Source organism: Deinococcus sp. (genome assembly GCF_018260555.1).
GTDB lineage: Bacteria > Deinococcota > Deinococci > Deinococcales > Deinococcaceae > Deinococcus.
Genome location: NZ_JAGLBB010000001.1, coordinates 1 through 25,273 on the forward strand (window position 1 = coordinate 1; position 25,273 = coordinate 25,273).

Annotated in this window: 23 protein-coding genes; 8 read left to right on the forward strand and 15 right to left on the reverse strand. The window is 67.4% G+C overall.

Annotated features, from left to right (window positions below; genetic code table 11):
• Together QZ271_RS00005 and QZ271_RS00010 are read right to left on the reverse strand one after the other, a co-directional pair.
• Positions 1-441 (reverse strand): glyceraldehyde 3-phosphate dehydrogenase NAD-binding domain-containing protein (locus tag QZ271_RS00005; protein WP_291427795.1); only part of this gene is annotated, 441 nt, incomplete at its 3' end.
• Positions 442-843: 402 nt separating this feature from the next.
• Complete coding sequence (locus QZ271_RS00010) at positions 844-1,461, reverse strand: YceI family protein (RefSeq protein WP_291427797.1); 618 nt, start codon at positions 1,459-1,461, stop codon at positions 844-846.
• A gap of 115 nt (positions 1,462-1,576) precedes the next feature.
• On the opposite strand from QZ271_RS00010, the gene QZ271_RS00015 reads away from it, so the two are divergent.
• Entirely contained in the window at positions 1,577-2,983 is a 1,407-nt protein-coding gene (locus QZ271_RS00015) for an aspartate kinase (RefSeq protein ID WP_291427799.1), read from the forward strand.
• Between the two features lie 167 nt (positions 2,984-3,150).
• On the opposite strand, the gene QZ271_RS00020 is transcribed toward QZ271_RS00015, so the two are convergent.
• A complete protein-coding gene (locus tag QZ271_RS00020; protein WP_291427801.1) occupies positions 3,151-3,855 on the reverse strand; it encodes a phosphatase PAP2 family protein in 705 nt (234 codons plus the stop codon).
• A 343-nt stretch (positions 3,856-4,198) separates the two neighbouring features.
• Here QZ271_RS00020 and QZ271_RS00025 point away from each other — a divergent pair, with 343 nt between their 5' ends.
• The gene (locus QZ271_RS00025) at positions 4,199-4,396 is read left to right on the forward strand and encodes a hypothetical protein (RefSeq protein ID WP_291427803.1); all 198 of its coding nucleotides are present in this window, start codon (positions 4,199-4,201) and stop codon (positions 4,394-4,396) included.
• Between the two features lie 82 nt (positions 4,397-4,478).
• Here QZ271_RS00025 and uvrC read toward each other — a convergent pair whose 3' ends face one another.
• Entirely contained in the window at positions 4,479-6,332 is a 1,854-nt protein-coding gene (gene uvrC / locus QZ271_RS00030) for an excinuclease ABC subunit UvrC (protein WP_291427805.1), read from the reverse strand.
• Between the two features lie 368 nt (positions 6,333-6,700).
• Here uvrC and QZ271_RS00035 point away from each other — a divergent pair, with 368 nt between their 5' ends.
• Positions 6,701-7,315 carry a histidine phosphatase family protein gene (locus tag QZ271_RS00035; RefSeq protein WP_291427807.1) on the forward strand — a complete coding sequence of 205 codons (615 nt, stop codon included), beginning with the start codon at positions 6,701-6,703 and terminating at the stop codon, positions 7,313-7,315.
• A 329-nt stretch (positions 7,316-7,644) separates the two neighbouring features.
• On the opposite strand, the gene QZ271_RS00040 is transcribed toward QZ271_RS00035, so the two are convergent.
• From QZ271_RS00040 to QZ271_RS00055, 4 genes are read right to left on the reverse strand one after another with little or no spacing between them, the layout of a single operon-like run.
• Positions 7,645-8,685, reverse strand: a complete 1,041-nt coding sequence (locus QZ271_RS00040) for a dipeptide epimerase (RefSeq protein ID WP_291427809.1) — start codon at positions 8,683-8,685, stop codon at positions 7,645-7,647.
• Complete coding sequence (locus QZ271_RS00045) at positions 8,673-9,560, reverse strand: C40 family peptidase (RefSeq protein ID WP_367114281.1); 888 nt, start codon at positions 9,558-9,560, stop codon at positions 8,673-8,675. The genes QZ271_RS00040 and QZ271_RS00045 overlap by 13 nt, the downstream gene beginning before the upstream one ends.
• Before the next feature lie 58 nt (positions 9,561-9,618).
• Positions 9,619-10,644 carry a membrane dipeptidase gene (locus QZ271_RS00050; protein WP_291427810.1) on the reverse strand — a complete coding sequence of 342 codons (1,026 nt, stop codon included), beginning with the start codon at positions 10,642-10,644 and terminating at the stop codon, positions 9,619-9,621.
• Positions 10,644-11,348: an HAD family hydrolase gene (locus QZ271_RS00055; RefSeq protein ID WP_291427812.1), complete on the reverse strand. Its 705-nt coding sequence runs from the start codon at positions 11,346-11,348 to the stop codon at positions 10,644-10,646. Before QZ271_RS00055 ends, QZ271_RS00050 begins: the two co-directional genes overlap by 1 nt.
• A 255-nt stretch (positions 11,349-11,603) precedes the next feature.
• On the opposite strand from QZ271_RS00055, the gene QZ271_RS00060 reads away from it, so the two are divergent.
• Complete coding sequence (locus QZ271_RS00060) at positions 11,604-12,752, forward strand: alanine--glyoxylate aminotransferase family protein (protein WP_291427814.1); 1,149 nt, start codon at positions 11,604-11,606, stop codon at positions 12,750-12,752.
• Positions 12,753-12,796: 44 nt separating this feature from the next.
• On the opposite strand, the gene QZ271_RS00065 is transcribed toward QZ271_RS00060, so the two are convergent.
• The gene (locus tag QZ271_RS00065; RefSeq protein WP_291427816.1) at positions 12,797-13,501 is read right to left on the reverse strand and encodes a metallophosphoesterase family protein; all 705 of its coding nucleotides are present in this window, start codon (positions 13,499-13,501) and stop codon (positions 12,797-12,799) included.
• Positions 13,502-13,763: 262 nt separating this feature from the next.
• On the opposite strand from QZ271_RS00065, the gene lnt reads away from it, so the two are divergent.
• The gene (lnt, locus tag QZ271_RS00070; RefSeq protein ID WP_291427818.1) at positions 13,764-15,293 is read left to right on the forward strand and encodes an apolipoprotein N-acyltransferase; all 1,530 of its coding nucleotides are present in this window, start codon (positions 13,764-13,766) and stop codon (positions 15,291-15,293) included.
• Here lnt and QZ271_RS00075 read toward each other — a convergent pair.
• The gene (locus QZ271_RS00075; protein ID WP_291427821.1) at positions 15,290-16,327 is read right to left on the reverse strand and encodes a tyrosine-type recombinase/integrase; all 1,038 of its coding nucleotides are present in this window, start codon (positions 16,325-16,327) and stop codon (positions 15,290-15,292) included. The two genes, lnt and QZ271_RS00075, sit on opposite strands and share 4 nt — an antisense overlap.
• Positions 16,328-16,967: 640 nt before the next feature.
• Positions 16,968-17,933: a diacylglycerol kinase family protein gene (locus tag QZ271_RS00080; RefSeq protein WP_291427823.1), complete on the reverse strand. Its 966-nt coding sequence runs from the start codon at positions 17,931-17,933 to the stop codon at positions 16,968-16,970.
• Between the two features lie 36 nt (positions 17,934-17,969).
• Between QZ271_RS00080 and QZ271_RS00085 the strand changes: the two genes are divergently transcribed.
• The 3 genes from QZ271_RS00085 to aspS all read left to right on the forward strand — a co-directional run bounded on the left by QZ271_RS00085 (position 17,970) and on the right by aspS (position 21,626).
• Positions 17,970-18,335, forward strand: a complete 366-nt coding sequence (locus QZ271_RS00085) for a cell surface protein (RefSeq protein ID WP_291427824.1) — start codon at positions 17,970-17,972, stop codon at positions 18,333-18,335.
• Between the two features lie 175 nt (positions 18,336-18,510).
• Complete coding sequence (gene hisS, locus QZ271_RS00090; RefSeq protein ID WP_291427826.1) at positions 18,511-19,872, forward strand: histidine--tRNA ligase; 1,362 nt, start codon at positions 18,511-18,513, stop codon at positions 19,870-19,872.
• Positions 19,869-21,626, forward strand: coding sequence for an aspartate--tRNA ligase (gene aspS / locus QZ271_RS00095; protein ID WP_291427828.1), 1,758 nt, complete (start codon positions 19,869-19,871; stop codon positions 21,624-21,626). The genes hisS and aspS overlap by 4 nt, the downstream gene beginning before the upstream one ends.
• A 140-nt stretch (positions 21,627-21,766) precedes the next feature.
• Here the strand turns inward: aspS and QZ271_RS00100 are convergent, their stop codons facing one another.
• The 4 genes from QZ271_RS00100 to pdxS form a co-directional block, all read right to left on the reverse strand.
• Positions 21,767-22,516 (reverse strand): alpha/beta hydrolase, encoded by a 750-nt coding sequence (locus QZ271_RS00100; protein ID WP_291427829.1) that lies wholly within the window; start codon positions 22,514-22,516, stop codon positions 21,767-21,769.
• The gene (locus tag QZ271_RS00105) at positions 22,509-23,303 is read right to left on the reverse strand and encodes an alpha/beta fold hydrolase (RefSeq protein ID WP_291427831.1); all 795 of its coding nucleotides are present in this window, start codon (positions 23,301-23,303) and stop codon (positions 22,509-22,511) included. Before QZ271_RS00105 ends, QZ271_RS00100 begins: the two co-directional genes overlap by 8 nt.
• 359 nt (positions 23,304-23,662) lie before the next feature.
• The gene (gene pdxT / locus QZ271_RS00110) at positions 23,663-24,268 is read right to left on the reverse strand and encodes a pyridoxal 5'-phosphate synthase glutaminase subunit PdxT (protein ID WP_291427832.1); all 606 of its coding nucleotides are present in this window, start codon (positions 24,266-24,268) and stop codon (positions 23,663-23,665) included.
• A 3-nt stretch (positions 24,269-24,271) separates the two neighbouring features.
• Positions 24,272-25,162, reverse strand: coding sequence for a pyridoxal 5'-phosphate synthase lyase subunit PdxS (pdxS, locus tag QZ271_RS00115; protein ID WP_291427833.1), 891 nt, complete (start codon positions 25,160-25,162; stop codon positions 24,272-24,274).
• Positions 25,163-25,273 lie beyond the last annotated feature (111 nt).

Sequence of the window (25,273 nt, forward strand, 5' to 3'; positions counted from 1 at the left end):
GGCGTTGCTGATGATGTGGTGGTTGGCGGGATCGTAGTCCTGCTCGTTGACGCCCAGGACAATGCTGATGTCCTCGTTCTTGGCGGGCGCGGTGATGATGACCTTCTTCGCGCCGCCCTGGATGTGCTTGCCTGCCCCTTCACGGCTGGTGAAGATTCCGGTGGATTCGATGACGATGTCAACGCCCAGCTCGCCCCATTTGATGGCGGCGGGATCGCGTTCGGCCAGCGCGTGGATTTTCTTGCCGTTCACGGTGAGGCTGTCATCGTCGAATTCGACGGTGCCGTTGAAGCGTCCGGCGGTGCTGTCGTACTTCAGGAGGGTGGCGAGCGTCTTGTTGTCGGTGAGATCGTTGATGGCGACGACTTCAACGCCGCGAGCTTCCAGAACACGGAACACCAGACGACCGATGCGGCCAAAGCCGTTAATCCCTACTTTCATGCTGTACCTCCAGTCGTGAGGGCCACCCCGCGCGGCTGGGGGCAGTCACCTCGCATGTCGCAGTGTAACCCCTTGTGTGGACACCTGATAGGGACTCCTTCTGTGGGTCTGATTCGGATTCCGCTCCATTCCGCCACAGTCGGGAAGACACCGCCTGCGGCTTCACACCGCCCAATCCGTCTGCTGTTCCTACTCGCATCCGCTCGGATTGATTCAGAACTGCACCGAATCAGTCGGAATCCGTACGAATGACCCGCAACCCTATCGGAGTGCTCACTGCACGCCCAAAGTCCGTTCTGTCGTCTGGTGCTCCCCAAGGCAATGGAATCAATAACCGCATCCGCACACAGCGGGCGCGAAGAGGGCATTGCGGTAGCCGCTGACTCCCTCCCTGCTCACCCGTCAATTCGCTTCCAGCACGAACGCCACGTCCACCGTGACGCTGTTCGCGCCGCCCGGGTAACGCACGTTGAAATCGGACGGATTGAACTTGAACTGGGTGCTCACGTTCACCCGGCCGCCTCGCAGCGTCGCCTTGATGGGCGCGGTGAGGGTCTTCGTGGTGCCCTTGACGGTCAGCCGACCGGTGGCCGTGGTCGCCACGGTCTGCCCGCCTTCGGTTAATATCCCGCCGGTCAGGGATGTCAGCTCGAAGGTGGCGTTCGGGAACTGCGCTGTGCCCAGCGCCCCGGCCCCCTTGGCGTGAGAGTCGCGCAGCGTGTTCCCGGTCTTCAAGGTCGAGACCGGCACCGTGACCGTCCCCTTCGTGGCCGCGAGATCCTGCGGGTCCAACGTGACATTCGCCGCGACGCCCGTCATGCTGCCGGTCACAGGCACCAGTGCGACCCGGTAACTGAAGGCGGCCGTTCCCTCGGCCGCGCGGTACGGGGCCGCCTGCGCCGCGCCGGACAGGGCCGCGCCGGACAGGGCCGCGCCGGACAGGGCCGCCGCGGATAGCGCCGCTGCGCCCAGGAGGGTGGCGAGCGCTCGTGGCCGGAAGGAAAGTAGATCCTTATTCACACCCCGAGTGTGCCCCGCCGCCGTGAAGCGCGGGTGAACGCCACCCCGCCTGAACGTTCACGCCTGCTCAGATGCCTGCGGGCGGCCTGCGCGGCGGCGGGGCATACTTGCAGGCATGAACGAGTCGCTTCTGGTCATGAAATACGGCGGGACGAACATGCAAGACGCCCGCGCAGTGCGGCACAGCGCGTCCCTGGCGGCCCGCAGCATCCGCGAAGGCGTGAAGGTCGTGGTGGTCGTGTCGGCCATGGCCGGTGTCACCAACCAGCTCCTGAAACTCGCGGACGCCGCGCAGTCCGGCGATATCGCCAGCGCCAACGACGAGATCGCTGCCATGCGCACCCGGCACTTCGCGGCCGCGCAGGAACTCGGCGCAGCCCCCGACAGCGACACCGTCCGTGAGATCCGCGAGATGCACGAGACGCTCCGGCAGGCCGTGTACGGCGTGTACCTGCTGCGCGAACTGACGCCCCGCAGCCGCGACCTGATCGTCGCGTTCGGCGAGCGCCTGTCCGCCCCGCTGATGAAACTCGCGCTGGAGCAGGACGGCCTGCGCGCCCATCACCTGTCCGGCGGCGAGGCGGGCATCGTGACCGACACGCACTTCGGGAACGCGAGGCCGCTGCCCGGCACATACGAACGCATCAAGGACCGCCTCAGTGGTCTGCTGGGCGCCGGGGTCACGCCGGTCGTGGCGGGCTTTATGGGGGAAACTGAGAAGGGAGCCATCACGACCCTCGGGCGCGGCGGCACGGACTTCAGCGCCACCATCATCGGTAAGGCCCTGGGCGCCACGGAAGTCTGGGGCTGGAAGGACGTGGACGGCGTGATGAGTGCCGACCCGCGCGTCGTCGCGGACGCCCGCAACGTGGACGTCCTGAGTTACGGAGAGGTCATGGAACTCGCGTACTTCGGCGCGAAGGTCCTGCACCCCCTGGCCGTTACGCCCCTGCAGGAAAGCGGCATTCCGCTGCGCCTGAAGAACTCTGCCGACCCTGACTTTGCGGGCACGCTGGTGCAGGCGCAGCCGCGCGACGAGGCCGGGCATCCGGTCAAGGCCGTGACCGCCATCCGGAACGTGAGCATCATCAACGTGAGTGGCGCGGGCGTGCTGGGCATCCCGGGGGTGATCGCCAGCGTATTCGACGCCATTGCCCGCGAGAACGTGACCCTGCTGATGGTCTCGCAGAGTTCCAGCATGAGCAACGTGTCGCTGGCCGTGCAGACCACCGACGCGGAACGCACCCTGAACGCCCTGCGCGCCGGCGTGAGTCTGGAATTGAAGGTCGAGCAGCAGGATCACGTGGCGGTGCTGGCCATCGTGGGCAGCGGCATGCGCGGGCAAAAGGGCGTGTCTGCCCGCATGTTCACGGCCCTGGCGGCCGCTGATGTGAACATCCTGATGATCTCGCAGGGCAGCAGCGAACTGAACGTGAGCGTGGCGGTGGAGGCCGAGCACGTGGACGAGGCGACCCGGGCCGTGCACGCGGCGTTCCACCTGGGAAAGGCCGTCAGGGCCTGAGCCGCACGCGAGGGGAGGCCCGAAAAAGTCGATCTACATTCTTTCGGGCCTCCCCACCCGCCACCACCGACCATCGGCATGTAGATAAACCATTCACGAATTGGCTTAATCGTGAATAGTTTCACTTACGTTATTCCCAGATTTGATAGGTAAGCCCCCCTCAAGCCTCACCGGGTGTCCTTTACCCCGGCGTGGGAGCCGCGCAGGTGCGGCCAGCGCTGCGCCATGACCATGTACAGTCCCGCCACCCACGCGACACTGGCCGTGAAACCCGCCAGCACGTCCGACGGGTAGTGCACACCGAGGTAATTGCGACTGACTCCCACGGCCAACGCCCACAACAGGCCAAACACCGCGACCGGCCACGCGGCCCGCGAACGCCAGAACACCAGCGTGAGGGCAAAGCCAAACGCCGCGTTCGCCATGGCGTGCCCGCTGGGGAAACTGAATCCCGTCTCGCGCAGGACCGCCATGAGCTCATCCGGGCGGGGCCGGTGAAACACCAGTTTCGCCACGACGTTCAGAAGGGCCGCGCCCGCCACACCCGACACCAGAAACCAGCCGTACGCCCGCCCGACCGCCCCACCCAGGCGGGCCAGTACCCACGCCAGCAGTCCGGTCACCAACGGCAGGACCACGACGCCGCCCAGTGTGGCCAGCGTCTCTGCTACCCGGGTCAGGGCGGGCGTTCGCCGCTGCGCGTACCAGTCGAGGAGGCGCTGATCCCACCAGAACCCGCCTTCGCGGAACACCTCGTGCGTCAGGTGTGCGAACAGCACGAAAGGAATCAGGACGCCCAGCAGGACCTTAAGCAGGGGCCGCCAGTGACTACGCAGAAACGGCAGGAATTCACGCCGGGAATGAGGGAACATCCGGGTATTATACGGATTCCGATTGATTCGGTGCAGTTCTGAATCATTCCGAGCGGACGCGAGTAGGAACAGCAGGCGGATTCTGCGGTATGGAGCCGCAGGCGGTGTCTTCCCGACTGTGGCGGAATGGAGCGGAATCCGTCTTCCATCCTGCTGCGGGGCCCATGCGTCAGGTGGGGTGCTTGCTGCTTACTTAACGCAAGGGCGCGCTAGGCGCAATGGCGCACCCCGCACTGCGCCACACGCCGCATGTGCCCCAGGCGTGCGGGGCGCACCATGGAGGCGTCAGGAACGCCAGTACGGGCCGCCAGTGGGGCGGCGGCGAACCTGTCCGGAGACACGCATGCAACACGTTCCCGCTTACCTCGGCGCTGCTCATGCCCACGCCCTCCTGAACGAGGCGGCGCACGACCGGCAGGTACGGCTCGCGCAGGCCGCCGCGCACGCCCAGGCTGTGAGGCCGCCCAAGCCTTTCCACCGTCTGACCTTCGTCCTGGCAGCACTGCGCCGCCATGTGCGCCGCCACCTGCGCCTCGCGTGAGCCCGGACCCACAGAACAGCACAGCGCCGCCCCCTGACAACGCCGCCCCCTGACCCGGCAGCGGCATTTGCTTTGCAGGGCTTTAGCTGGTGACGGGCTGGCGGTTAGCCTCCCGCTGCGCCAGGAACGCCTTGACACTCTGTGCGGCTCGTGCGTTCATGCCGGGCACGGCGGCGATCTGTTCGGTGGGGGCGCTGGCGAGGTCCTCGAGGCTGGTGAAGTGCTCCAGCAGAGCGTCCCGGCGTTTCTGTCCGATCCCCGGCAAGTCGTCGAACACGCTGCGCAGCATGTCCTGACCTCGCAGTTTGCGGTGATACGTGACGGCGTAGTTGTGAACCTCGTCGCGCACACCAATCAGCATGCGTAGCGCCGGGTGGGTGTGCGGTAGCAGCAGTTCTCGGTCCACGCCGACCTCAGTGCCGGTCTCCAGCCACCACTGCGCGCCGAAGCGGCCGGGCAGGATCAGGCGTTCCTCGCGCTTGGCGAGGCCCACGACGGGCACGCGTAGGTTCGCTTCCTTCAAGGCGTCCAGTGCGGCGTTCACCTGCCCGCGCCCCCCGTCGATCAGCAGCAGGTCCGGCAGCGGCAACTTGTCCGAGAGGCTCCCCGTGAAACGGCGCACGATGGTCTGCTTCATGCTGGTGTAGTCGTCGGGGTGGTCCAGGCCACGCACCTTGAACCGGCGGTGCTCGCCCCGGCGGGCTCGCCCACCCTCGAACACGACCATGCCGGACACGATGTTCGTGCCGAACAGATTGCTGTTGTCGTACCCCTCGATCCGCCACGGGCGGTCCCCGAGGGCCAGCACTTCCCGCAGGGCGTCCAGGCCCGGGTGATCGCCGCGCCGTTCCAGCAGGGCCATCTCGCTGTCCAGTCCGTTTTGCGCGTTCCGCTGCGCCATGTCGATCAGATCAACCTTATCCCCGCGTTTGGGGGTGCGCATCTCGGTGCTGCGCCCGGCTTTTTGAGACAGGAACTCACTCCAGACCGGAGCGTCTTCGAAGTCGGCGGGCAGCAGGATCAGCGGGGGGACGTGCGTGGCCTGCGTGTAGTAGTCCTGCACGAACGCCGCGACGATCTCGCCGAGGGGGGCGTCCTCGGTGCCGGTCAGGAAGCGTTTGTCACGGCCCACGACGCGTCCGCCGCGCATGCGGAACAGTTGCACCATCGCGTATTCACCGGCCTGAGCGGCGCCCAGGAAGTCCAGGTCCGTCTCGTTGCTCACGAAGGCGTGCTGTTCGGTCCCGAAGAGTTTCTCGACGGCCTGCACACGGTCACGCACGCGGGCAGCCTGCTCGAAATCCTGCCCCCTGGCGGCGGCCTGCATGTCAACCTTCAGGCGGGCGATGACGGGCGCGGCGCGTCCCTCCAGCAGGCTGGTCACGTCCTCGACGGTGCGGGCGTACTCGGCAGGGTCGGCGCGGTCCACGCAGGGGCCCAGGCAGCGGCCCATGTGGAAGTTCAGGCAGGGCCGCGCTTTTTTCTGCATGGGCAGGCCGCTGTTCTTGCGCAGGGGGAACATGGTGTCGATCAGGTTCTTCACGCGCCGCACGGCCGACGAATCCGGATACGGCCCGTAGTAGCGCCCGCCGTCCTTGAGGACGCGCCGCGTGACGATCAGCATCGGGTACGCCTCGTTCGTGAGTTTCAGGAACGGGTAGTGCTTGTCGTCTTTCAGGGTGACGTTGTAATGCGGGCGGTGCTGTTTGATCAGGTTCGCTTCCAGGACGAGGGCCTCGACCTCGTTCCGGGCCGTGATGAATTCCAGCGTGTCGGCCAGCGACGTAAACTTGCCGCTCTTGCCACCCGCCTTGAAGTGCTGCCCGACCCGGTTGCGCAGATTCTTGGCCTTGCCGATGTAGATGGGCGTGCCGCCCTTGCGGAAGATGTACACGCCGGAAGTGATCGGCAGCACGGGCAGGTCGTCTGGATGCACCCGCCCAGAATAGGGGACAGGAGCGGCGTGTTCCGTGACGCGGGGCGCTGTCCGCTACAGACGGCCGCCTGCTTCATTCAAGGCACCGCCGGCATATCACGCCGCTCCTCCTGAAACAAACCTGACATGGCAACAGATGCCGGCGCTCGCTGCCCGCTGCCCGCTGGTCAGGATGCGAGACCCATCATGTTTGCCGCCGACACCGACCCGCTCGGGCAACCTGTCACGTTCCCCTGAGTCCCGTGTGACACGCCTTTGATACGAACCAAGCGCGGTTCAAGCCGCCCGGTAACCGGAGCAGGCCTGCGACATACCTGTTGCGCAGCCCTGCTCCGCTGGCCTGTTCTGCGCCCGGTAGACTGCCGGGCATGACGGCAGCGGCAGGCACGCGGGTATGGATCATCCGGCACGGTGAGACCCACGGGAACGAGGCGGGCATCCTGCGAGGCCCGGTCAGCATGAACGATGAACTGAACGAGACCGGGCACGCCCAGGCCCGCGCGCTGGCTGCGCACCTGCTGGGACAGCCCGGGCACCCGCAGGCCGTGTACGCCAGCCTCTACCGGCGCGCTCAGCAAACGGCTGCCCCCCTCGCGGCCGCGCTGGGCGTGTCCGTGCACCCTCTGAACGGCGTGCACGAGGTGGACTGCGGTGACTGGGCCGGGCAGCCGTACTCGGCGCTAAGGGTGAACGCGGAGAAGCTGCGCCTGCCTGATGGCCGTCTGGGTTTCTCCGGGGGGGAGACCTTCGAGGACATTGCCGCCCGTTTTCTGGCCGACATCAATGCCCTGCCGGACAGCATAGACGCCGCGGTGGTGTCGCACGGTGGAATCATCCGTATCGGGCTGGCCGCGTTATTGGGGCTGAATATGGAGGATGTCTGGTCGGGCGGGCGCCTGCTGCATGGGAACACCGATTACTCCGTGCTGCGGCGAACGAAGGGTGTCTGGCAGGCCGAGGGGTTGGGCGTGTCTGTCGGATGATGACCGGACCTATGAACGTAATGGCACAAGCCAATACCTTTTTCACGAATCAGCTTAATCGTGAAACAATTCACTTGACAGCCCCTGGGAGAGGAGCTGCCCCCCCTAACGTCTGACCTGCCCGTCGGGAAGTACCGGCAGCCGACGCCATCAGGTCGGGATCAGGCGGCTGGACCAGGGGTGATGGGGGAGACTGTCCAGCGACCGATATGGCCTTCGCCTCGGTGGACGGTTCCAGTTCATCACCTGCTTCTTCCTCGCGCGATTCGAGGGATTCGCTTCGGCGGCGTGCGTGATCTGGGCTCCTGCACGGTTGCGGCCAGTCGGTCTCACGGGCGGCGCACGCCCCAGCCGGTTCCCTGCGGCCGGGTCAGGTGCCCGGCCTGCCAGTCCAGTCCGGTAAAGGGGTCGTCGGCGAGCAGGAGTGCGCCGTCCAGGTCGGCCCAGTCGCACGTTCCGGCGAGGTGCGCGGCGGCGGCAATGCCGAGGCTACTCTCGATCATGCAGCCCATCATGACCCGCAGGCCGTGCGCGCGCGCCAGCCGGAGGGCCGCGAGCGCCTGGAGGGGGCCGCCCAGCTTGGCGAGTTTCAGGTTCACGCCGTCGAACGCGCGGGCCAGCGCTGGTACGTCGGACACGTGGTGCAGGCTCTCGTCGGCCACGATGGGCACGGCCGAGACGGCCCGCAGCGCGGCGTGTCCTTCGAGGTCCCCGGCGGCCAGGGGTTGCTCCACGAATTCCACACGGGCGGCGTCCAGCACGCCCAGCATCCGGCGGGCCTGCGTGCGCGTCCACGCGGCGTTGGCGTCCACGCGCAGCGCGACGTACGGGGCTTCCTCGCGCAGCGCTTCGAGGATCGCCTCGTCCCGGTCCGTGCCGAGTTTGACCTTCAGGACGCCGTGCCCGCGTGCGGCAGCTTCCCGCGCCTGCACGCGCATGGCGGCGGTGTCCGCGATGCTGACGGTGTAACTGCTTTCCGGCAGGGGCGCGGGGCTCAGGCCCAGCAACCGCCAGACCGGGACTCCTGCGGCGTGCGCGCACCATTCCACGGCCGCCATTTCCAGTGCGCACTTCACGCTGGGGTGGTGGTGCGGCATCCGCGCGGAGAGTCGGGCATGCAGGCCGTCCCAGTCCCACGGGTCGGTCAGGGCGTCCGCGAGCAGCGGCAGGACGGCCTCGACGGTTCCGCGCGTCTCGCCGTAGAAGGCGTTCGGGGCGGCCTCGCCCTGACCGGTCAGGCCCGCGCCCGTCAGGGTGACGATGGTGCGCGGGTACGTGCTGTGCGTCCAGCGGGCAATGCCGAAGGGTAGCCGGGTGTGCAGGTCCAGCGTCTCCCACGTGACGTGCGGCGCGTCGGTCACAGGACCCACCGTCCGAAGCCGCTGACAGACTCGGCCAGGCGCCCGCCGTACTCACCCTCGCCGAGTGTCTCGACGGTCACGCGCATGTGCGTGGCGTTCGCGTGCACCAGGCGCCGGTCATCCAGCATCAGGCCCACGTGCCCGGGGAAGAACACCAGATCACCGCGCCTTGCCGTCTGCACGGGCGTCAGGGCCGCCTGCTGCTGGTCCGCGTCACGCGGCAGGGTCCGCCCGAACGCGCCGTACACGACCTGCGTCAGGCCCGAGCAGTCCAGCCCCCACGCGCTGCGCCCACCCCACAGGTACGGCGTTTCCAGGAACCGCAGGGCCAGTTCGGCCACGTCCACCTCCGGCCGGGTGGTCAGGGCCGCCTCCTGCACCCAGGCGTCCGCGCCGTCCGGCAGCAGCACCGGCACCCAGCGGCGGTACTCCTCCTCGACAACCTCACCGAACGCCCGTGTTAAGCGCGCGCCCAGCGCCAGCCCGGTCAGGACCGGTCGGCTGACGTGCGGCCCCGCGAAAGCATGTGCCCGCAGCGCCGTGATCGTCAACTCACCATTCCCGGACGGCCCGCGCGGCAGCAACCCGTCCGCCCGCGCCCAGCCCAGGTACCCGTCGTGCACGATCCGCACGCGCGCCCAGCCGGTCCCGTCCTCCCACAGCAACTCCAGCGGCTCGCCCGGCAGGGCCTCGCTCACCTGCGCCGAATCGGCGTCCGGGGCCGCGCGCAGGCTCAGGCGCGAGCGGCCCGTCACAGCCCGCTGCGGCTGCACGAACCGCCACCCGGCCCCCTCCAGCTGGCCCCGCAGGGACTCCTCGGCCATACGCATGGCCGGATCGAACGCGTGCACACGCGCATCCAGAACGACATCAGTGGGACTCACGCCCCACAGCCTACGGCCCGGGCAGGCGCAACGGGGCGCAGGTGGTGCAGGCCAGTGCCTACAGGTGGGTGGTGAGCCAGCGCGCCCAGTTTCGCCACGCCACGCTCTGACGGACCCCGGCGGGCAGTTCGTCCAGAATCCGGGGAACGTGCGCGTAACGGTCGATACCGGCCGGCGTCTTCTCGGCCCCGAAGCCTCCGTCCAGGTCGGTCCCGAGGGCCACGCGGTCCCAGCCGATCAGGTTGGCGTAGTGCCGGGCGTGGTCGGCCAGCGCGGCCAGGGGCACGCGCTCCAGACTGGCTTCCGGGAGCGGGCGGATGAAGCGGTTCAGGAGGACCAGTCCGATCACGCCGTCCGTGCTGGCGATGGCGAGGGCCATGTCGTCGGTCAGGTGGCGGTTGCCGGGCACCAGGGCGCGGCTGTTGGCGTGCGTGGCGATCAGGCGCGGCCCGATCTGCGCGGCGTCCCAGAAGGCGTGATCGTCGAGGTGCGAGGCGTCCAGCGTGACGTTCAGGTCCCGCATGGCGGTCACGAGGTCCACCCCGGCGGGCGTGAGCGGTCCGGGCGCGTCGGTGCCTCCGGCGTAGTGGGTGCGGCCCCAGGCGGGCCCGATGACGCGTACGCCCCGCTCGACCCAGAACGGCAGGTCATCCGCGTCCCGGATGGGGTCCGCGCCTTCCATGAGGAGGATCACGCCCAGCGGCGCGTCCGGGGCGTTGAGGTGTGCGCTCACCCCGGCGGCCGAGCTGAGCAGGGTCAGGTGCCCGGCCTCCTGCAGGCGGTGGTACTCGTCCAGTTGCGCCAGGGCCTGTGCGCGGGCGCCCGCGTGGTCGGCGTACCCGCCGGGCGTGTCTGCACTGCGGGGCAGGGCGAACAGCGTCCCGAAGCACACGCGTACCCTGGCGTCCCGCAGTTCCGGCAGGGTCACGGTCGCCGTCTGGTGCGGTACGGGGTCGGCGGCGCGCAGCGCGTCCAGGCTCAGGGTCAGGTCCCGGCCGTCCAGGGCGTTCATGGCCAGGTCCAGGTGACCGTCGATCAGGCAGTGCTCCATGCCGTGCGAATCCAGGCGGGGCGCGCCCGGCATCAGGCGTCGGCGGGCGCGGAGGCCACGCCGATGCGGTCCACCAGTGTGGCCACGCTGCGGAGGTCGTGCAGGGCGTCCGGGGTCTGGCCGCTCAGGTCGATCAGCGCGGCGTGCATGCCCAGGGCGCGGGCGGCGTCCACGTTCTCCTGCTTGTCGTCGATGAACAGCACCTCGGCGGCGTCCACGCCCAGGGCGATCAGGGCGTGCCGGTACGCGCCTGGATTGGGTTTGTGGATGCCGACCGTGCAGGTGGCCACGGCCACGTCGATCAGGTCGTTCAGGCCCAGGAAGGTCAGGGTGCGGTCGATGCTGGGCAGGGTGTTACTCAGCACGCCCAGGCGCAGGCCGCGGGCGCGCAGCTCCCCGAGAACCTCGCGGGCGTTCGGGACGGGCTTCATGAACGCCTCGTACGGGTAACGCGCCGACAGTTGCTGCGCCTGGGCGTCCGTGAGGCCCAGCCGGGCGGCCAGGTCGGCGCTGTAGTCGCTCCAGAAGGCGTCCTCGTCGGCCTGGGTGCGCAGGTGCCACCATGTGAACGCGCGCGCCTCCCACTGGGCCTGCATGCCCGCTGCCACCTCGCGCGGGTCGAGTCCAAAGGCCTGCGCGGCCCACAGGGCGGCCTCGCGGTACACGCCGTGGTCGGTGTAGGCGATGGTATCGTCCCGGTCGAACAGGACGGCGCGCAGCGGAGGATGACTCGTCATGCCGACCATGCTAGACGCTGGGTGTCGGGAGAACGTGACAGCCTGTCGTGCCGACGCGAACGTGGGGGGCCGGTGAGCGTGTCCGCTTGCCTACGGTGCCTGCAACCCTGGACGGAACACAGGTGTCTCGGGAATTTAGCGCAACTATCGTGTGTCTCTATAAAATCTGAGCAATAATCGAACTGTATGGAATCGGTAGTGACACATGAGCGCAACAGAATTGCTAAACTCACGCGGCTGCGCTAGGCTGTTGCCATGTTCGAGGACCCCTACACCGAGCACGTCCTGCTGACGCCTGGCCCCACCCCCATCCACCCCCGCGCGCAGCAGGCCCTCATGCGCCCCATCCTGGGCCACATGGACCCCGAGATCTTCGCGCTGAACACCGAGATTCAGGCGGACCTGCGCGCCATGTACGGCACGACCGAGACCACCTTCACCGCCCTGCTCGCCGGAACCGGCAGCCTCGGCATGGAAGCCGGATTCGCCAACCTGGTCGAGAGCGGCGACGAAGTCCTGGTCTGCGCCAACGGCTCGTTCGGGCAGCGCATGGCCGACATGGCCGCCCGCTACGGCGCGAACGTCCGCCTCGTCACCGCCCCGCTCGGCGAGGCCATCAACCCGGCTCACGTGGCCGCGCAGATGAACGGCGTGCAGATGGTCGCCGCCGTGCACGGCGAAACCAGCACCGGCGTCCTGAATCCCATCCCGCAGATCGCGCAGATCGCCCGGGAACACGGCGCCCTGCTGACCGTGGACGCGGTCACGACCGCCGGCATGGAGCCGTTCCACGTGGCCGAGTGGGGCGTGGACTACGCCTACACCGGCGCGCAGAAGTGCCTCAGCGCCCCCCCAGGACTGGCACCCGTCGCCATCAGCGACCGCGCCATGGCCCGCTACCACGCCCGCCGCACGCCGACCCCGCTGTGGTACTGCGATTTCGAGGGCCTGCGCGACTACTGGGAGCGCCATACCTACCACCACACGGTGCCCGTGAACCTGCACTATGCCCTGCACGCCGCCCTGCGCGCCGCGCTGGACGAGGGGATGCTCAACCGCAAGGCCCGCGTGCAGCATGTCGGGCAGGCCATTCAGGTTGCGCTGGCTCCGCTGGGCTTCACGCCCTATGTGCAGCGCCCACAAGACCGCCTGCCCACCGTGCTGGCCCTGCGTCTCCCAGACGGCTTCGACGACGCAGGCATCCGCCGCGCGCTGCGCGAGCGGGAGATCAGCGTCACCGGGGGCCTCGGCCCGACTGCCGGCCTGATCTGGCGACTGGGCCTGATGGGCGAAACAGCCCGCCCCGCCCCGTACCGCGCCCTGATGAACGCCCTGGAAGACCTGCTCGGCGTGCACGGACTCACGCAGCGGTTCAACGAGGCCCTCGAACCCGTTCCCGCCTGAATCCACAGAAGCGCGGCCACAGGAAGGCGGGGGTGGCGCCCGCTTCAGCCCATGCGGCCGGTGCGGATCACGTCCGCGATCACGGGCGGCAGGTTCCACGCCATGATATCGAACGCACTCGACGCGAAATCGTACGTGACCTTATGCAGCGACACCTTCGGCTTGCGGCCCACGCAATCCACGATGGCCACGTCCGCCCCGGGCTCGTGATTCAGGGTCAGACCCACACTGCCGGGATCCACGAACGTCGTCTCACCAATCACCCGCACGAACGGCACGTGAGACCCACCCACGACCACCACCCGCGCGCCCAGCGTCTCGGCCAGAGCTTCAAGCTCACGCTCCTGCGCCATCAGGTCCAGCCGAGCCTCCGGATCGTGCGGACTGCCGTGGAAGTACCGCACCCGGCCGATCGGAGTGGTGATTCGCCCGCCCGGGGGCAGGCGCCGCAGGAAATCCACCTGCTCGGGGACCAGCATCTTCTTCGTCCAGCCCAGCACCTGATCCGCCACGCCCTTGCGGTCGGCGCGCTCCCCAAGTTCCAGTGCCACGCGCAGGTCACTGGACCCCAGGCCCGTCACCCACCCCTCACGCTTCACGAAATCGATGACCGGACCCGGGCTCGCGCCGTACCCGACCAGGTCGCCCACCACAATCACCTGATTGACGATATGCTCCGACAGAAAACGCTTGACGGCCGTTAAGGCGTGAATGTTCCCATGAAGATCGCTGATGAAGGCCAGTCGCAAGGTCCTTCCATCCTAGAGCAAAACGCCGCGCCCTGCCCGGCATTCCCGCCCCGACCGCCCCAGCATACGGATTTCCTGTGTTTCATTCACCACGCATCCCTGTTCATTCCCAGGGGTGCCAGCTCCTCTCCTGATGATACGGACCGCGCACCATGGCGCCACTCCTGCTCGCATCCGCTCGGATTGAATGGTCTTTGTAGGCCATGTAATCGGATTCCGTATGAACCCCACCCAATCAACCCAAATCCCTATCATGGGTGTGATGCCCGCCCCCGCCATAGCCGCCCTGCTCGGACTGCTCCTCGCTGCGTGCGGCCTGCCACTGCCGTGGAGTTTCCTGTCCGCCGTGCCGCTCGCCGCCCTGCTCGGCTACGCCGCCGCTGCGCCCACCCGCCGGGGTGTCACGGCCCGCGTATTCTGGGCCGGATTCGGGTACTTCGCGCTGCACCTGTGGTGGCTCGGGGCGTTCCTGCAACAGCTTCTCGGGGCCGCCCCCCTGGTGATCCTCCTGTTCGCCCTTGAAGCCGCGTTCCTGGCGGTCATGACAGCCGTCGCCGTGAACGTCGCCCGCACGCCCACCGGCCGCATCTGGGCGCTGGCGGGCGGGTGGGTCATCGTGGAATGGTTGCGGTTCCTCGGGCCGCTCGCGTTCCCGTGGCCCACCCTGGGGTACACACTGCTGCCCACGCCCGCCATTCAGGTGGCCGATCTGGGCGGCGTGCTACTCGGCAGCGTGCTCGTCACCTTCACGGCCGCCAGCCTGGCCCACGTGTGGCTGAATAGGCCCTTACCCGGCCTACGGTGGGGGAGACGCAGCCTCAGCCTCACGCCCGCCGTGCTGGCCGCCGCCGCGTGGGCCGCTGCGCTCGGTTACGGCGTGACGCGTGCGCCCGGCGACGGCCCTGAACAGCCCATGCGGGTCCTGCGCGTCACCTTCGACGCGTTCGGCCGCGCCAGCGGGGCGCTGAGCTCCGAAGAGCAGTTCGCTGCACAAAGGGCCGCCAGCCTGAACCGCCCGAGCGGCAGCGTCATCGTCTGGAACGAGGGGGCCATCGAGAATCCCGGCGTACGGCCCACCCCCGGCCAGCGCATTGCCGCGTTCCCCGGCCCTGGCATCAGCGGGATCGGCGGCTCCGAGCAACTCACCCCGCCCGGCCCCGACCCGGTCCAGCAACCCGGGGAATGGGGACAGTTCAACACGGTCGCCAGCCTCGACGCAGGTGGCACGATCCAGAGTGTGAATGCCAAGGCCCGCCTCGTTCCGTTCGGTGAGGAGTTCCCGTTCCGGCCCATTCTCGGTCCCGTCTACCGCGTTATCGAATCTACGCTGGGATTCACGCTGCCGAGCATGACGCCCAACCCCCGCCCCACACCGCTGACCCTGAACGGCGTGCGCTACGGCGCGTACATCTGCTACGACAGCGTGTTCCCGTGGGTGGCCCGTGCGCTGGCCAACCAGGGCGCGCAGGTGCTCGTGAACCCCAGTAACGACGGCTGGTACCAGGGGTGGGGTGTGCAGCAGCACTTCGACATGGGCCGCGTCCGCGCCATAGAAACGCGCCGCTGGGTGGTCCGCAGTGTCAACAACGGAGTCGCCGGGACCGTGAACGATCTCGGGCAGCCGGTGCAGACTGTGGACAGTGGCCAGGAACTTCAGGTGCTGGATGTCCGCCCGAAACTCCTGAGCGGCACGACCGTCTACATGCGCGTGGGTGACTGGCCTGCGCTGCTGCTGGCCCTCCTGATGGTCGTGTACGGCGCAACCCGCCGCGAACGGACACAGACTCGCTAGGGCTCTTCGCGCAGGCGCTCGGCGGCCTCCAGGGCCTCACGGCGCACCTGTGAGTCCATCTTCGCGTAGATGGCGGACGTGTTGACAGACGAGTGCCCCAGGACATCCGCCACGACATGCAGGTCACGGGTGGCCCGGTACAGCTGCGTTCCTGCCGTGCGCCGCAGCGTGTGCAGGCCCCACATTTCACGCGGTAGCCCCAGCGCCTTGTAGTAAATCTCCGCGATGTCCCGCCCGCCCTTGGTCGTCAGGCGCCCGCCCAGGTTCCGGTGCGTGAGCGAGATCAGCAGGGGACAGTCGGGGTCCGCCGTGGTCACAGAGCCGCGCAGAGAAACCCAGGTCTTCAGGGCGTCCTGAACGCTCCGGGTGAGCGGCACGAGCCGTTCCTTTCCGCCCTTCCCGCGCACGCGGATCACCCGGCCCGGGAGGTCCACATCGGTGACGTTCAGGCCGACGAGTTCTGCCGCGCGCAGCCCCAGCACACCGCCTAGGGTGAGCAGGCAGGTATCACGGGCCGCCCGCGCCGGAGAGGTCGGGTGCAGCTGTGCCGGCAGGGTCAGAAGGCGGGTCAGGTAATCGGTCTCAAGGGCCCGTTTGCGCGAGTGCGCGGCCGTCGTCTCGGACGGTGGGCGCACACCCGCGCTGGGGTCCGTGTCCAGCACGCCAGCCCACACCAGCGCGCGCATGAGGTTGCGCACGCCGTACAGGTGGCGTTTGACGCTGCTGGCGCTCAGACCCTCGGCCTGCATCGTCAGCAGCCACATCTCGAAATCCTCGGCGCTCAACTGGTTCAGCGCGCGGGTGGGCGCTTCCGGAGGGCCGGTGAAGGTCAGGAAGCGGCGCAGGCTTTCGGCGTAGTGGTCGAGTGTCAGGGAGCTGGTGCGGGCGCCCCGACTGGACTTGAGTCGCATGTAGGTCAGGAGCAGGTCCGTGAGGATCTCGGCGTCCTGACCGTGCGCGGCGCGCAGGCCCTCGCGGCGGCGGTTGGCGCTGTTGCTCCAGCGGCTGGCGAGGACGATGGCCGACCCGGTCATGCTGGGTCCGGTGCCAGGGGCGTATGTTTCATAAGTGAAATTATAGAACATACAGCCGACGAGGAGGTCAACCGGACTCCAAATGAATGGTCTGCACAAATGGCGCGGTTCGGACGGATGCGGGCACCTCGCCACCACACGGTCCGTTCAATCGTGAAACTCTTCAAGTCCCTCGTCCTACCTGTCTCTGTCCCAACGGTCACAGGGAACCACCAGATTGTCCAGTTCACGCGTGCGAGCCACGAGCAATTCCGTTGTTGGGCTGACCTCAGGAGGCGCGGGCCCCGGCGGTCCGGCTCAATCAGGAGAGCCGGCGAATCCGGTACGGACAAGATGCGTCCGGTGATGAGGTCATCGCGCAGGCGACCTACAGCGCGGGGCTGGGCGTACGACCGAAAGCGTTACGCATAACGCGCCGTAGCTTGACACGCCCGTCAGAGATGACAGGTGCTTCGGATGAGGTGCTCCTATCGGGCATTCTGGGAGGGTACTTTACCCCTCAGCGGGCGGCGCAGGCCCCTTCCTGGCCCTCCTGTGAGCAAGAGTATTTTCTGCGCGTGTAGGACGCGGTCTTTCCGCACACAACAAATGACCACCCGAACATCAGTCTGGGCGGCCACCGTTCATGCGGGGCGAGGGCTCAGGTTTGCACGTCCTCGGTTTTGGCCTGGGTCAGGAACTCGACCGCGCCGGGCAGAATCCGGGCACTGAACGGGGTGGACTCGTCGTGCAGTTCGCCGTCGTACTGAATCGGGAACGGCTCAGCCGCGTCCACCGTCACGGTCCGGGCCTCGATGGTTTCGAGGTTTCCTCCGAACATGGGGTCCCCGAGGTTCAGTTTGACCCGCACCGAGTCGATCAGATTAGGCAGCAGACGGGCCAGGTTTCCCGCTTTCATCAGGATGACAGTGAACTGGCCGTCGCCGGGGCTGATGTCGGTGGTGATCGGCAGGCGATAGTTGGCCATGCCGAAGTTGGCGAGCATGACGCCGATTCCTTCAAATTCGCGCTTCTGACCGTCGATGGTCAGGTGGAAGGTGGTTTTCCTGGCGTTGAGATGCTTCATGGCGCTCATGACGTACGCCATGGCCCCGAAGCGTTCCTTGAGTTCCTCGCTGTCCTTGATCATGACGGCGTCCACACCGGCGCCGGCCAGCATGCAAAAGCCGCTCAGTTCGCCTTTGACTTCGAGCTCGCCCATGTCCAGGCGGATGCTGTGCCCACTGCGCACGACGTCCACGAGTCCGGCGGCGTCGGTCGGCAGGTCGAGGTTCTGCGCGATCAGGTTGGCTGTTCCGGCCGGGAACGCCAGCATGGGGACGTTCCTGTAGCGCGCGGCGTACGCGAGACTGCTGACAGTGCCGTCCCCCCCGGACCCGACCAGGTACGTGAAGGACTCCAGGTCCTGAACGTAGTCGGACATGGGCGTGCCTTTCTGAAGTTCGCGTTCTGTGACCTCGGCGCCGGCCTCGCGGAGCAACTGAACGAATTCGGGCAGTTCGCTGTCTCCGCGGCCACTCTTGGGATTGAATACGACGAGCACGCGTTTCCCGGTGAGGGTCGGTGCGCTGGGGTCGCCACTGGGGGTAGGTGGGGGAGCAGTCATCAAATGCATTAGACTGCCGGTACGGAGGCTCTGGCTATGCTGCGTTACTTGTTGACTTCTTTACTGTTCACGGGTGTTCTGGCTTCATGCGCTCCGGCCCAGCAGGGCTCGCGCACGGTAACGGTCACCCCCATGTTGATCAAGGTGTCGGCCGCTGCGCGCGGCGCGGCCCTGACCGTTCAGGGGCGTTACCTGGGTGGTCCGGCGACCGGTCAGGTGCGCCTTGGGGCCACTGAGGACGGCAAGGGCGGCTACGTACTCCCCGCGTCGGCCGTGCGGTCCTGGACGGACAGCGAGATCGTGCTGACCATCCCGGCCGACGCGCCGGTGGGCGGCAGCTGGCTGTTCGTGGAGGTAGCCGGGAAGCAATCGACCGGGCTGCCGTACAGCGTTCAGCAGTAAGCCCCCTTTTGGCGTTTGGGGCGTGCAGGAAGGGAGGGGCGGTCCGTTTCGGCGGGCCCCCCCTCTCCCCTGTTTCCCTGCGGGCGGCGAGGGCGGCCGGGCCGCGCTGACCGGTGATTTTTGCCGTGGGGTGCGGCGGGGGCGTTGGGAGTGAATGCTGTAAACTCCTTTGGTTATGGCCATCAAGCGCCCCAAGGGCACAGAAGACCACCTGCCGGCCGGCAGTCCGAAACTCACGCTGGACGTTTCGGCGCAGGCACACGGGTGGGTCGTAGAGACTGCGCGGCGCGTACTGGAACGCGCGGGCGCGCAGCGGATCGACACGCCGGTGTTCGAGGAGGCCGACCTCGTCAAGCGTGGGGTGGGGGGCAGCACTGACATCGTCCGCAAGGAGATGTTCACCGTGTACTACTTCGGGGATCACGGCGGGTACGTTCTGCGCCCCGAGGGCACCGCCGGGATCGTGCGGGCGTTCCTGCAGAACGGTCTCAAGCAACTGCCCTCACCGCTGAAGCTCTGGACGCACGGTCCGATGTTCCGGGCCGAGCGGCAGCAGCGCGGGCGCCTGCGGCAGTTTCATCAGGTGGATTACGAGGTGCTGGGTGGCTCGGACGCCCTGGTGGACGCCGAGGCCATCGCCCTGATGGTGAGCGTGGTCCGCGAACTGGGCCTGACGGGCGTGCGCGTGAAGCTGGGCAGTATCGGCGACCCGCAGGACCGTGAGGCGTACAACACGTACCTGCGTGACCTGTTCACGCCGCACCTGGAGCGCCTGAGCGACGATTCCCGCGACCGCCTGACCCGCAATCCCATGCGGATCCTGGACAGCAAGAGCGAAGACGACCAGACCCTGATCGCCCAGTTGAACGTGAGCCCCATGCTGAACTTCCTGGGCGACGAGGCCCGCGCGAACTTCGACGCGGTGCAGGGGTATCTGCGCGACTGGGGCGTGGAATTCGACGTGGACCCCAGCGTCGTGCGCGGCCTGGACTACTACCGCCGCACCGCCTGGGAGTTGCACCACGAGGGCGTCGGAGCGAAATCCGCGCTCGGTGGCGGGGGCCGGTACGACGGACTGGCCGAGCAGATCGGCGCGCAAGCCGTGCCGGGCATCGGCTGGGCGTTCGGCGTGGAGCGGCTTCTGATCGCGCTGGAAGCCGAGGGGCGTCCACTGCCCGCCCAGGCGGGGCCGGTCGTGTACGTCGCGGCGCTGGAAGACCGCCTCGTGCCGGCGGCGGCGGCGGCTGCCCTGGCCGCCCGCAGCACCGTGCGGGCCGAATTCGCGTACCGCTCCCTGAAACCCGGGAACGCCTTCCGGGACGCCGAGCGCCGCGGCGCCCTCTTCGCGGCCCTGATCGGGTCCGAGGAAGCCACCGCCGGAACCGTGCAACTCAAGAACCTCCGCAGCGCCGAGCAGTTCACGGTGCTGCTCTCTGACCTGCCCGCCTTCCTCGCCGCGCAGGAGCAGGCCCACCTCGACCTCACGCCCGGCACCCCCGCGCACCCCGCAAGCCCCGTGATTCTGGAGAACGAATGAAACGCACCGCCCTGATCGGCCAATTGAACGACACGCACGCCCACCAGACCGTCACATTGCAGGGCTGGGTGAACCGCCGCCGTGACCTGGGCGGCCTGATCTTCCTGGAACTGCGGGACCGCAGCGGGCTGGTGCAGGTGCAGGTGGAACCCGACTCGGCCGCCTTCACGGACGCCGACCGCCTGCGCGCCGAGTACGTCGCGGAGATCGAGGGCACGTACCAGCCCCGCCCGGAAGGGCAGCGCAAGGGTGGCGCGGCCGACTATGAGGTCATCGCGTCGCGCGTGCGCGTCCTGAACACCGCCAAGACCCCTCCCTTCGAACTGGAAAAGGGTGAGAGCGTCTCCGAGGACATTCGCCTGAAGTTCCGGTACCTGGACCTGCGCCGCCCCGAGATGCAGCGCAACCTGATGCTGCGCAGCCGCGCCGTCGCCGCCGTCACCGCCTACCTGGACCGCGAGGGATTCGTGCAGGTCGAGACGCCCATGCTGACCAAGTCCACGCCCGAGGGCGCGCGTGACTTTCTGGTTCCCAGCCGCCAGAACCCCGGCGAGTTCTACGCGCTGCCGCAGAGCCCTCAGCTGTTCAAGCAGATGCTGATGATCGCTGGGTATGACCGCTACTACCAGCTGGCCCGCTGCTTCCGCGACGAGGACCTGCGCGCCGACCGCCAGCCGGACTTCACGCAGCTGGACATGGAAATGAGCTTCGTGGAGCAGGACGACGTGCTGGAAACGCAGGAGCAGCTGCTGGCGCACGTGTTCCGCGAGACGCTGGGCGTGGAACTGCCCGTGCCGTTCCCGCGCCTCCCGTACTCCGATGCCATGAACGATTACGGCAGCGACAAACCCGATCTGCGCTTCGGTCATAAATTCGTGGACGTGACCGACCTGTTCCAGGGGGGCGAGTTCAAGGCTTTCGCGGAGGCGCAGACGGTCAAGGTCATCGCCGCGCCCGAACTGACCCGCAAGCAGATCGACGAACTCGAACGGGTGGCCAAGCAGAACGGCGCGCGCGGCCTCGCGTGGCTGAGACGCGACGGCGACGGCTTTACCGGCGGCATCAGCAGGTTCGTGACCGCCCAGACAGCCGAACTGCTGTCCCGCACTGGCGTCGGCCAGGGTGGCACGCTGCTGTTCGCTGCCGGAGACTGGAAGAAAGCCGTGACCGCCCTGGGGGCCGTACGCCTCGCCCTGCGCGACCTGTTCGACCTCACCAAAGGCGGCCCGCAGTTTCACGTGTCCTGGGTCACGGACTTCCCGCAACTCGAATTCGACGAGGACAGCGGCACCTGGACGTACATGCACCACCCGTTCACCGCGCCCCACCCCGAAGACGTGGCCCTGTTCGGAACAGACCGTCAGGGTGAAATCCGCGCCCAGGCGTACGATCTGGTTCTCAACGGCTTCGAGATCGGAGGCGGCAGCGTCCGAATTCACGATCCGGCCGTGCAGGCGCAGATGTTCCAGGCCATCGGATTCAGCCCAGAGCAGGCCCGCGAGAAATTCGGCTTCTTCATGGACGCCCTCGAATACGGCACGCCCCCGCACGGCGGTATCGCCTGGGGCTTTGACCGCCTGCTCATGATCATGAGCGGCGCGGGCAGCATCCGAGAAGTCATCGCGTTCCCCAAGAACAACCGGGGCGCCGACCTGCTCGCCCTGGCACCCTCCCCCGTCGACGCCGCGCAACTTGCGGAAGTCGGCCTGGAAGTGACGCTGCCCGCCGCAACCGAAGCACCTACCCCGGAGTAAAGGGTTAAAGGGAATCAGGTTGACCCGAAGGGAGGAGACGCAGGTGTATCCGCGCGTCCTGTCCCATCTGGTCAACCTCCTCGTAAGTGAAATGATTCACGATTAAGCCATGTTGTGAAAAAGCGACCCACCCGGATCGTCTAAAACCCCTCATGCCGGAGAAACTCAAGTGTGAACCTTGCCACTGCTCTCGGATGCGTGTCGGTCAAGCCATGCGGCGCACCCGGAATCTGACGAATCACCGCGTCCGGAATGTCCGATTGAATGCGCCGGACCGTCCACGAGCGGATGACCACATCCGACAGGCCGTCCAGCAACAGGGTCGGCACGGTCACGTGGCCCAGCAGCGGGCCGGTCAGGTGGTCCTCCTGATCGCGCGCCAGCTTCACCATGCGCCGAATCCCACAGTGCAGGTAGGCTTTCAGCCCCGGCAGTAACAGACCCAACCGCTCGCGTGGCAGATCTTTGAGCAACTGCAGCAGTTGCAGGCGCACACTGGGGTTCTCTGGAATTCCCGTGGGCGCGCACGCGATCAGGGCGCTGCTCAGGTTCGGGTAACGCGCCGCCAGGTCGATGATCACTTCTCCGCCCAGCGAATGCCCCAGCAGCGGCACGCCCTGAAGATCCACGCGGGTGAGCCAGGCAGCCAGGTGATCCGTCAACTGCGAGATGGACGCCGGGTAGTCGTGGGTTCCTTCGCTGTACCCGTGACCGGGCGGGTCGTACACGAGGACGCGGCGTTCGCGGGCCAGCTCCCGCGCCAGCCGCGCGTACATCCATGACGCACACCCCAGGCCCGGAACGATCACAACCGGCCGTCCCTGCCCGCGCACCCAGGCATGCGTGCGCAGACCATTCACCGGGACGACCAGCCGGTGTCCGTCAGTCATGCCGGACCTCCGTCTGCCCACGCGGTTCAGACGCCGTCTGCTCAGGCTCGGTTTCCTCAGGCGCGGTCTGCGCGATGAAGTCCAGCAGTACCCTGTTAAACCGCTGCGGGGCGTCCACCATCACGATGTGACCGGCCCGCTCGATCACTTCCAGGCGGGAGCCGGGGAGCGCCTCGTGCAGCAGTTGCCCCAGCGCCAGCGGAACCAGCACGTCCCGTTCACCCCAGACGATCAGGGTGCGCGCCCGGATCAGGGGCAGGCTGTCCTGCACCGAGTCGTTCAGCAGGTCCACGGCGTTCCGCCACAGGGTACGCGGCCCGGCGCGTGCGGCGTCGGTCAAGACCCGCGCCAGGAAACGCTTCCGGCCGATCAATGCCGCGCGGGGCAGATGCAGCGCCGTCCGGTACGCCTGTGCCCGCAGCAGTCCGCTGGCGCCGACCAGCACGAGGTTCTGCACGCGGTCCGGCACCAGGGCCGCCACGTGCATGCTGATGTGACCGCCCATGGAATGCCCCACCAGCGTCACGCCGCGCAGGTTCTCGGCGCGCATCCACGCGCTCACGAGCGCCGCCATGTCACGGACGCTCAGGGACCGCTGCCGGCGGGCATGCCCGTATCCCGAGAGTTCCAGCGAGTACACCCGCGCTTTTCCCCGCAGCGCAGGGATGTTGTAACGCCACCAGCCACGCGATCCGCTCAGACCGTGAATCAGGACGACGGGTGGCCCTTCCCCACTGGCGGTGACGTACAGGGACTGGCCGTCCTGTTCGAAGGTGCTAGAACTCACCAGCGCAGCATAGGCGAGCGGGACGGTAGCGGGGTTACGACGATCTTACGGTTACGGGGCAGATACCATATTGGCTGTGATGGGAGCTAGGGAAGCGTACTAACGCGTAGACGGTTATAAGTGAATTTATTCACGATTATATCCACTCGTGAATTATCTATCTCCGAGTAATTATACTTGTCTGCGCAGGCAGATTCAGGCCTTGCGGGGAAGAAACTGCGACACGCACAAGGCCGTTCCCTCCCCTGCCTGACAGTCTCTCTACTACAAACTGACACCGACTCCGATCATTCTCCCTGCCCAAATCCGCGTCCATTCAGAATGGACCGGTTATTCAGCCCATCTCAGCGAGGTGGCTCTCACGCGCTGGGGAGCGTCGCGGCGCACTGCTCAGCGAACAGGGCGTGCAGCCGCACGTCAGGAGTCAATTCCGGGTGAAAGGCCGTGGCGGTTACCCGGCCCGAGCGGACCATCACGGCCTGCTCTCCGTGAGATGCCAGCACCTCCACACCCTCTCCCACGCGAGAGAAGGCGGGGGCGCGGATGAAAACCGCCGCGAATCCGTTATTCAGACCGCGCACGGTCAGCTCGGTGGTAAACGAGTCGATCTGCCGTCCGAAGGCGTTGCGCTGCACGGTCACGTCCAGCAGATTCAGGCTGTCCTGCCGCCCGAACTGTGGGGGCGCGCCCTGCACTTCACGGGACAGCAGAATCGCGCCGGCGCAGGTGCCCCACAGGTGCCCGCCCGCCGCGTGGAAGGCCCGGACGGGCTCCCACAGGGCGTACTCGGTCATCAGGCGGGCCATGGTGGTGCTCTCCCCTCCCGGCAGGATCAGGCCCGACAGACCGTGCAGGTCGCTGCCCAGGCGGACCTCCGTGACCCCCACGCCCAGGCTTTCCAGGCGCCGGCGGTGCTCACGGAACGCACCCTGCAGGGCCAGCACGCCGATGCGGGGCGCCGTCACGGCTTACCAGCCCCGGCTGGCGAGACGCTCGGCCGGGATCAGGTCGTCGATGTTGATTCCGGTCATGGGCGCGCCCAGGTCCTCGCTGATCTCGGCCAGGATATCGGCGTTCTGGTAGTGCGTGACGGCCTTCACGATGGCCTGCGCGCGGCGTTCCGGGTTGTCGCTCTTGAAGATGCCGCTGCCTACGAACACGCCGTCCAGTCCCAGGTGCATCATCAGGGCGGCGTCGGCGGGGGTGGCGACGCCACCGGCAGCGAAGTTCACGACTGGCAGGGAGCCGTGCTCGTGCACGTAGCGCACCAGTTCGTAGGGGGCCTGAAGGTCGCGGGCGACGGTCATCAGTTCCTCGGCGGGGCGCGACTGGATGGCGCGAATCTCGCCCAGGACGGTGCGGGCGTGCCGGACGGCCTCGACGACGTTACCGGTACCGGCCTCGCCCTTGGTGCGGATCATGCTGGCGCCCTCGCCCACGCGGCGCAGGGCCTCGCCGAGGTTCTTGGCGCCGCAGACGAACGGAACCTTGAAACCATGTTTCAGGATGTGGAACTGGTCGTCGGCGGGGGTCAGGACTTCGGACTCATCGATGAAATCCACGCCGAGTGCCTGGAGAATCTGGGCCTCCACGATGTGCCCGATGCGGACCTTGGCCATGACGGGGATGGTCACGGCGGCGATGATTTCCTTGATCATCTTGGGGTCGCTCATGCGGGCCACGCCGCCGTCCTGGCGGATATCGGCGGGAACGCGTTCGAGGGCCATCACGGCAGTCGCGCCGGCGGCCTCGGCGATGCGCGCCTGTTCGGCGGTCACGACGTCCATGATGACGCCGCCCTTGAACATTTCTGCGAAGCCCTGTTTCAGGGCGGGAGTGCCGGTGTTCGCTTCGGTCATGCCCAGACCATAGGACGAATCTGACCCCAGGGGAAGGGTCAGAATCAGGGAGTGGATGGGGTCAGATTAGACGAGCGCCGGAGAGGCTGAGTGACCAGAGCCGGTCGGGGG

Excerpts from the sequence above, each read along its gene's own strand:
- QZ271_RS00050 (WP_291427810.1), bottom strand. The coding sequence starts at position 10,644 with ATGCCGGGCGCGCCCCGCCTGGATTCGCACGGCATGGAGCACTGCCTG.
- QZ271_RS00080 (WP_291427823.1), bottom strand. The coding sequence starts at position 17,933 with ATGACTGCTCCCCCACCTACCCCCAGTGGCGACCCCAGCGCACCGACC.
- hisS (WP_291427826.1), top strand. The coding sequence starts at position 18,511 with ATGGCCATCAAGCGCCCCAAGGGCACAGAAGACCACCTGCCGGCCGGC.
- QZ271_RS00035 (WP_291427807.1), top strand. The coding sequence starts at position 6,701 with ATGACGGCAGCGGCAGGCACGCGGGTATGGATCATCCGGCACGGTGAG.
- QZ271_RS00075 (WP_291427821.1), bottom strand. The coding sequence starts at position 16,327 with ATGACCGGGTCGGCCATCGTCCTCGCCAGCCGCTGGAGCAACAGCGCC.
- QZ271_RS00085 (WP_291427824.1), top strand. The coding sequence starts at position 17,970 with ATGCTGCGTTACTTGTTGACTTCTTTACTGTTCACGGGTGTTCTGGCT.
- QZ271_RS00060 (WP_291427814.1), top strand. The coding sequence starts at position 11,604 with ATGTTCGAGGACCCCTACACCGAGCACGTCCTGCTGACGCCTGGCCCC.
- lnt (WP_291427818.1), top strand. The coding sequence starts at position 13,764 with ATGCCCGCCCCCGCCATAGCCGCCCTGCTCGGACTGCTCCTCGCTGCG.
- QZ271_RS00020 (WP_291427801.1), bottom strand. The coding sequence starts at position 3,855 with ATGTTCCCTCATTCCCGGCGTGAATTCCTGCCGTTTCTGCGTAGTCAC.
- QZ271_RS00015 (WP_291427799.1), top strand. The coding sequence starts at position 1,577 with ATGAACGAGTCGCTTCTGGTCATGAAATACGGCGGGACGAACATGCAA.
- QZ271_RS00100 (WP_291427829.1), bottom strand. The coding sequence starts at position 22,516 with ATGACTGACGGACACCGGCTGGTCGTCCCGGTGAATGGTCTGCGCACG.
- pdxS (WP_291427833.1), bottom strand. The coding sequence starts at position 25,162 with ATGACCGAAGCGAACACCGGCACTCCCGCCCTGAAACAGGGCTTCGCA.
- aspS (WP_291427828.1), top strand. The coding sequence starts at position 19,869 with ATGAAACGCACCGCCCTGATCGGCCAATTGAACGACACGCACGCCCAC.
- QZ271_RS00055 (WP_291427812.1), bottom strand. The coding sequence starts at position 11,348 with ATGACGAGTCATCCTCCGCTGCGCGCCGTCCTGTTCGACCGGGACGAT.
- QZ271_RS00025 (WP_291427803.1), top strand. The coding sequence starts at position 4,199 with ATGCAACACGTTCCCGCTTACCTCGGCGCTGCTCATGCCCACGCCCTC.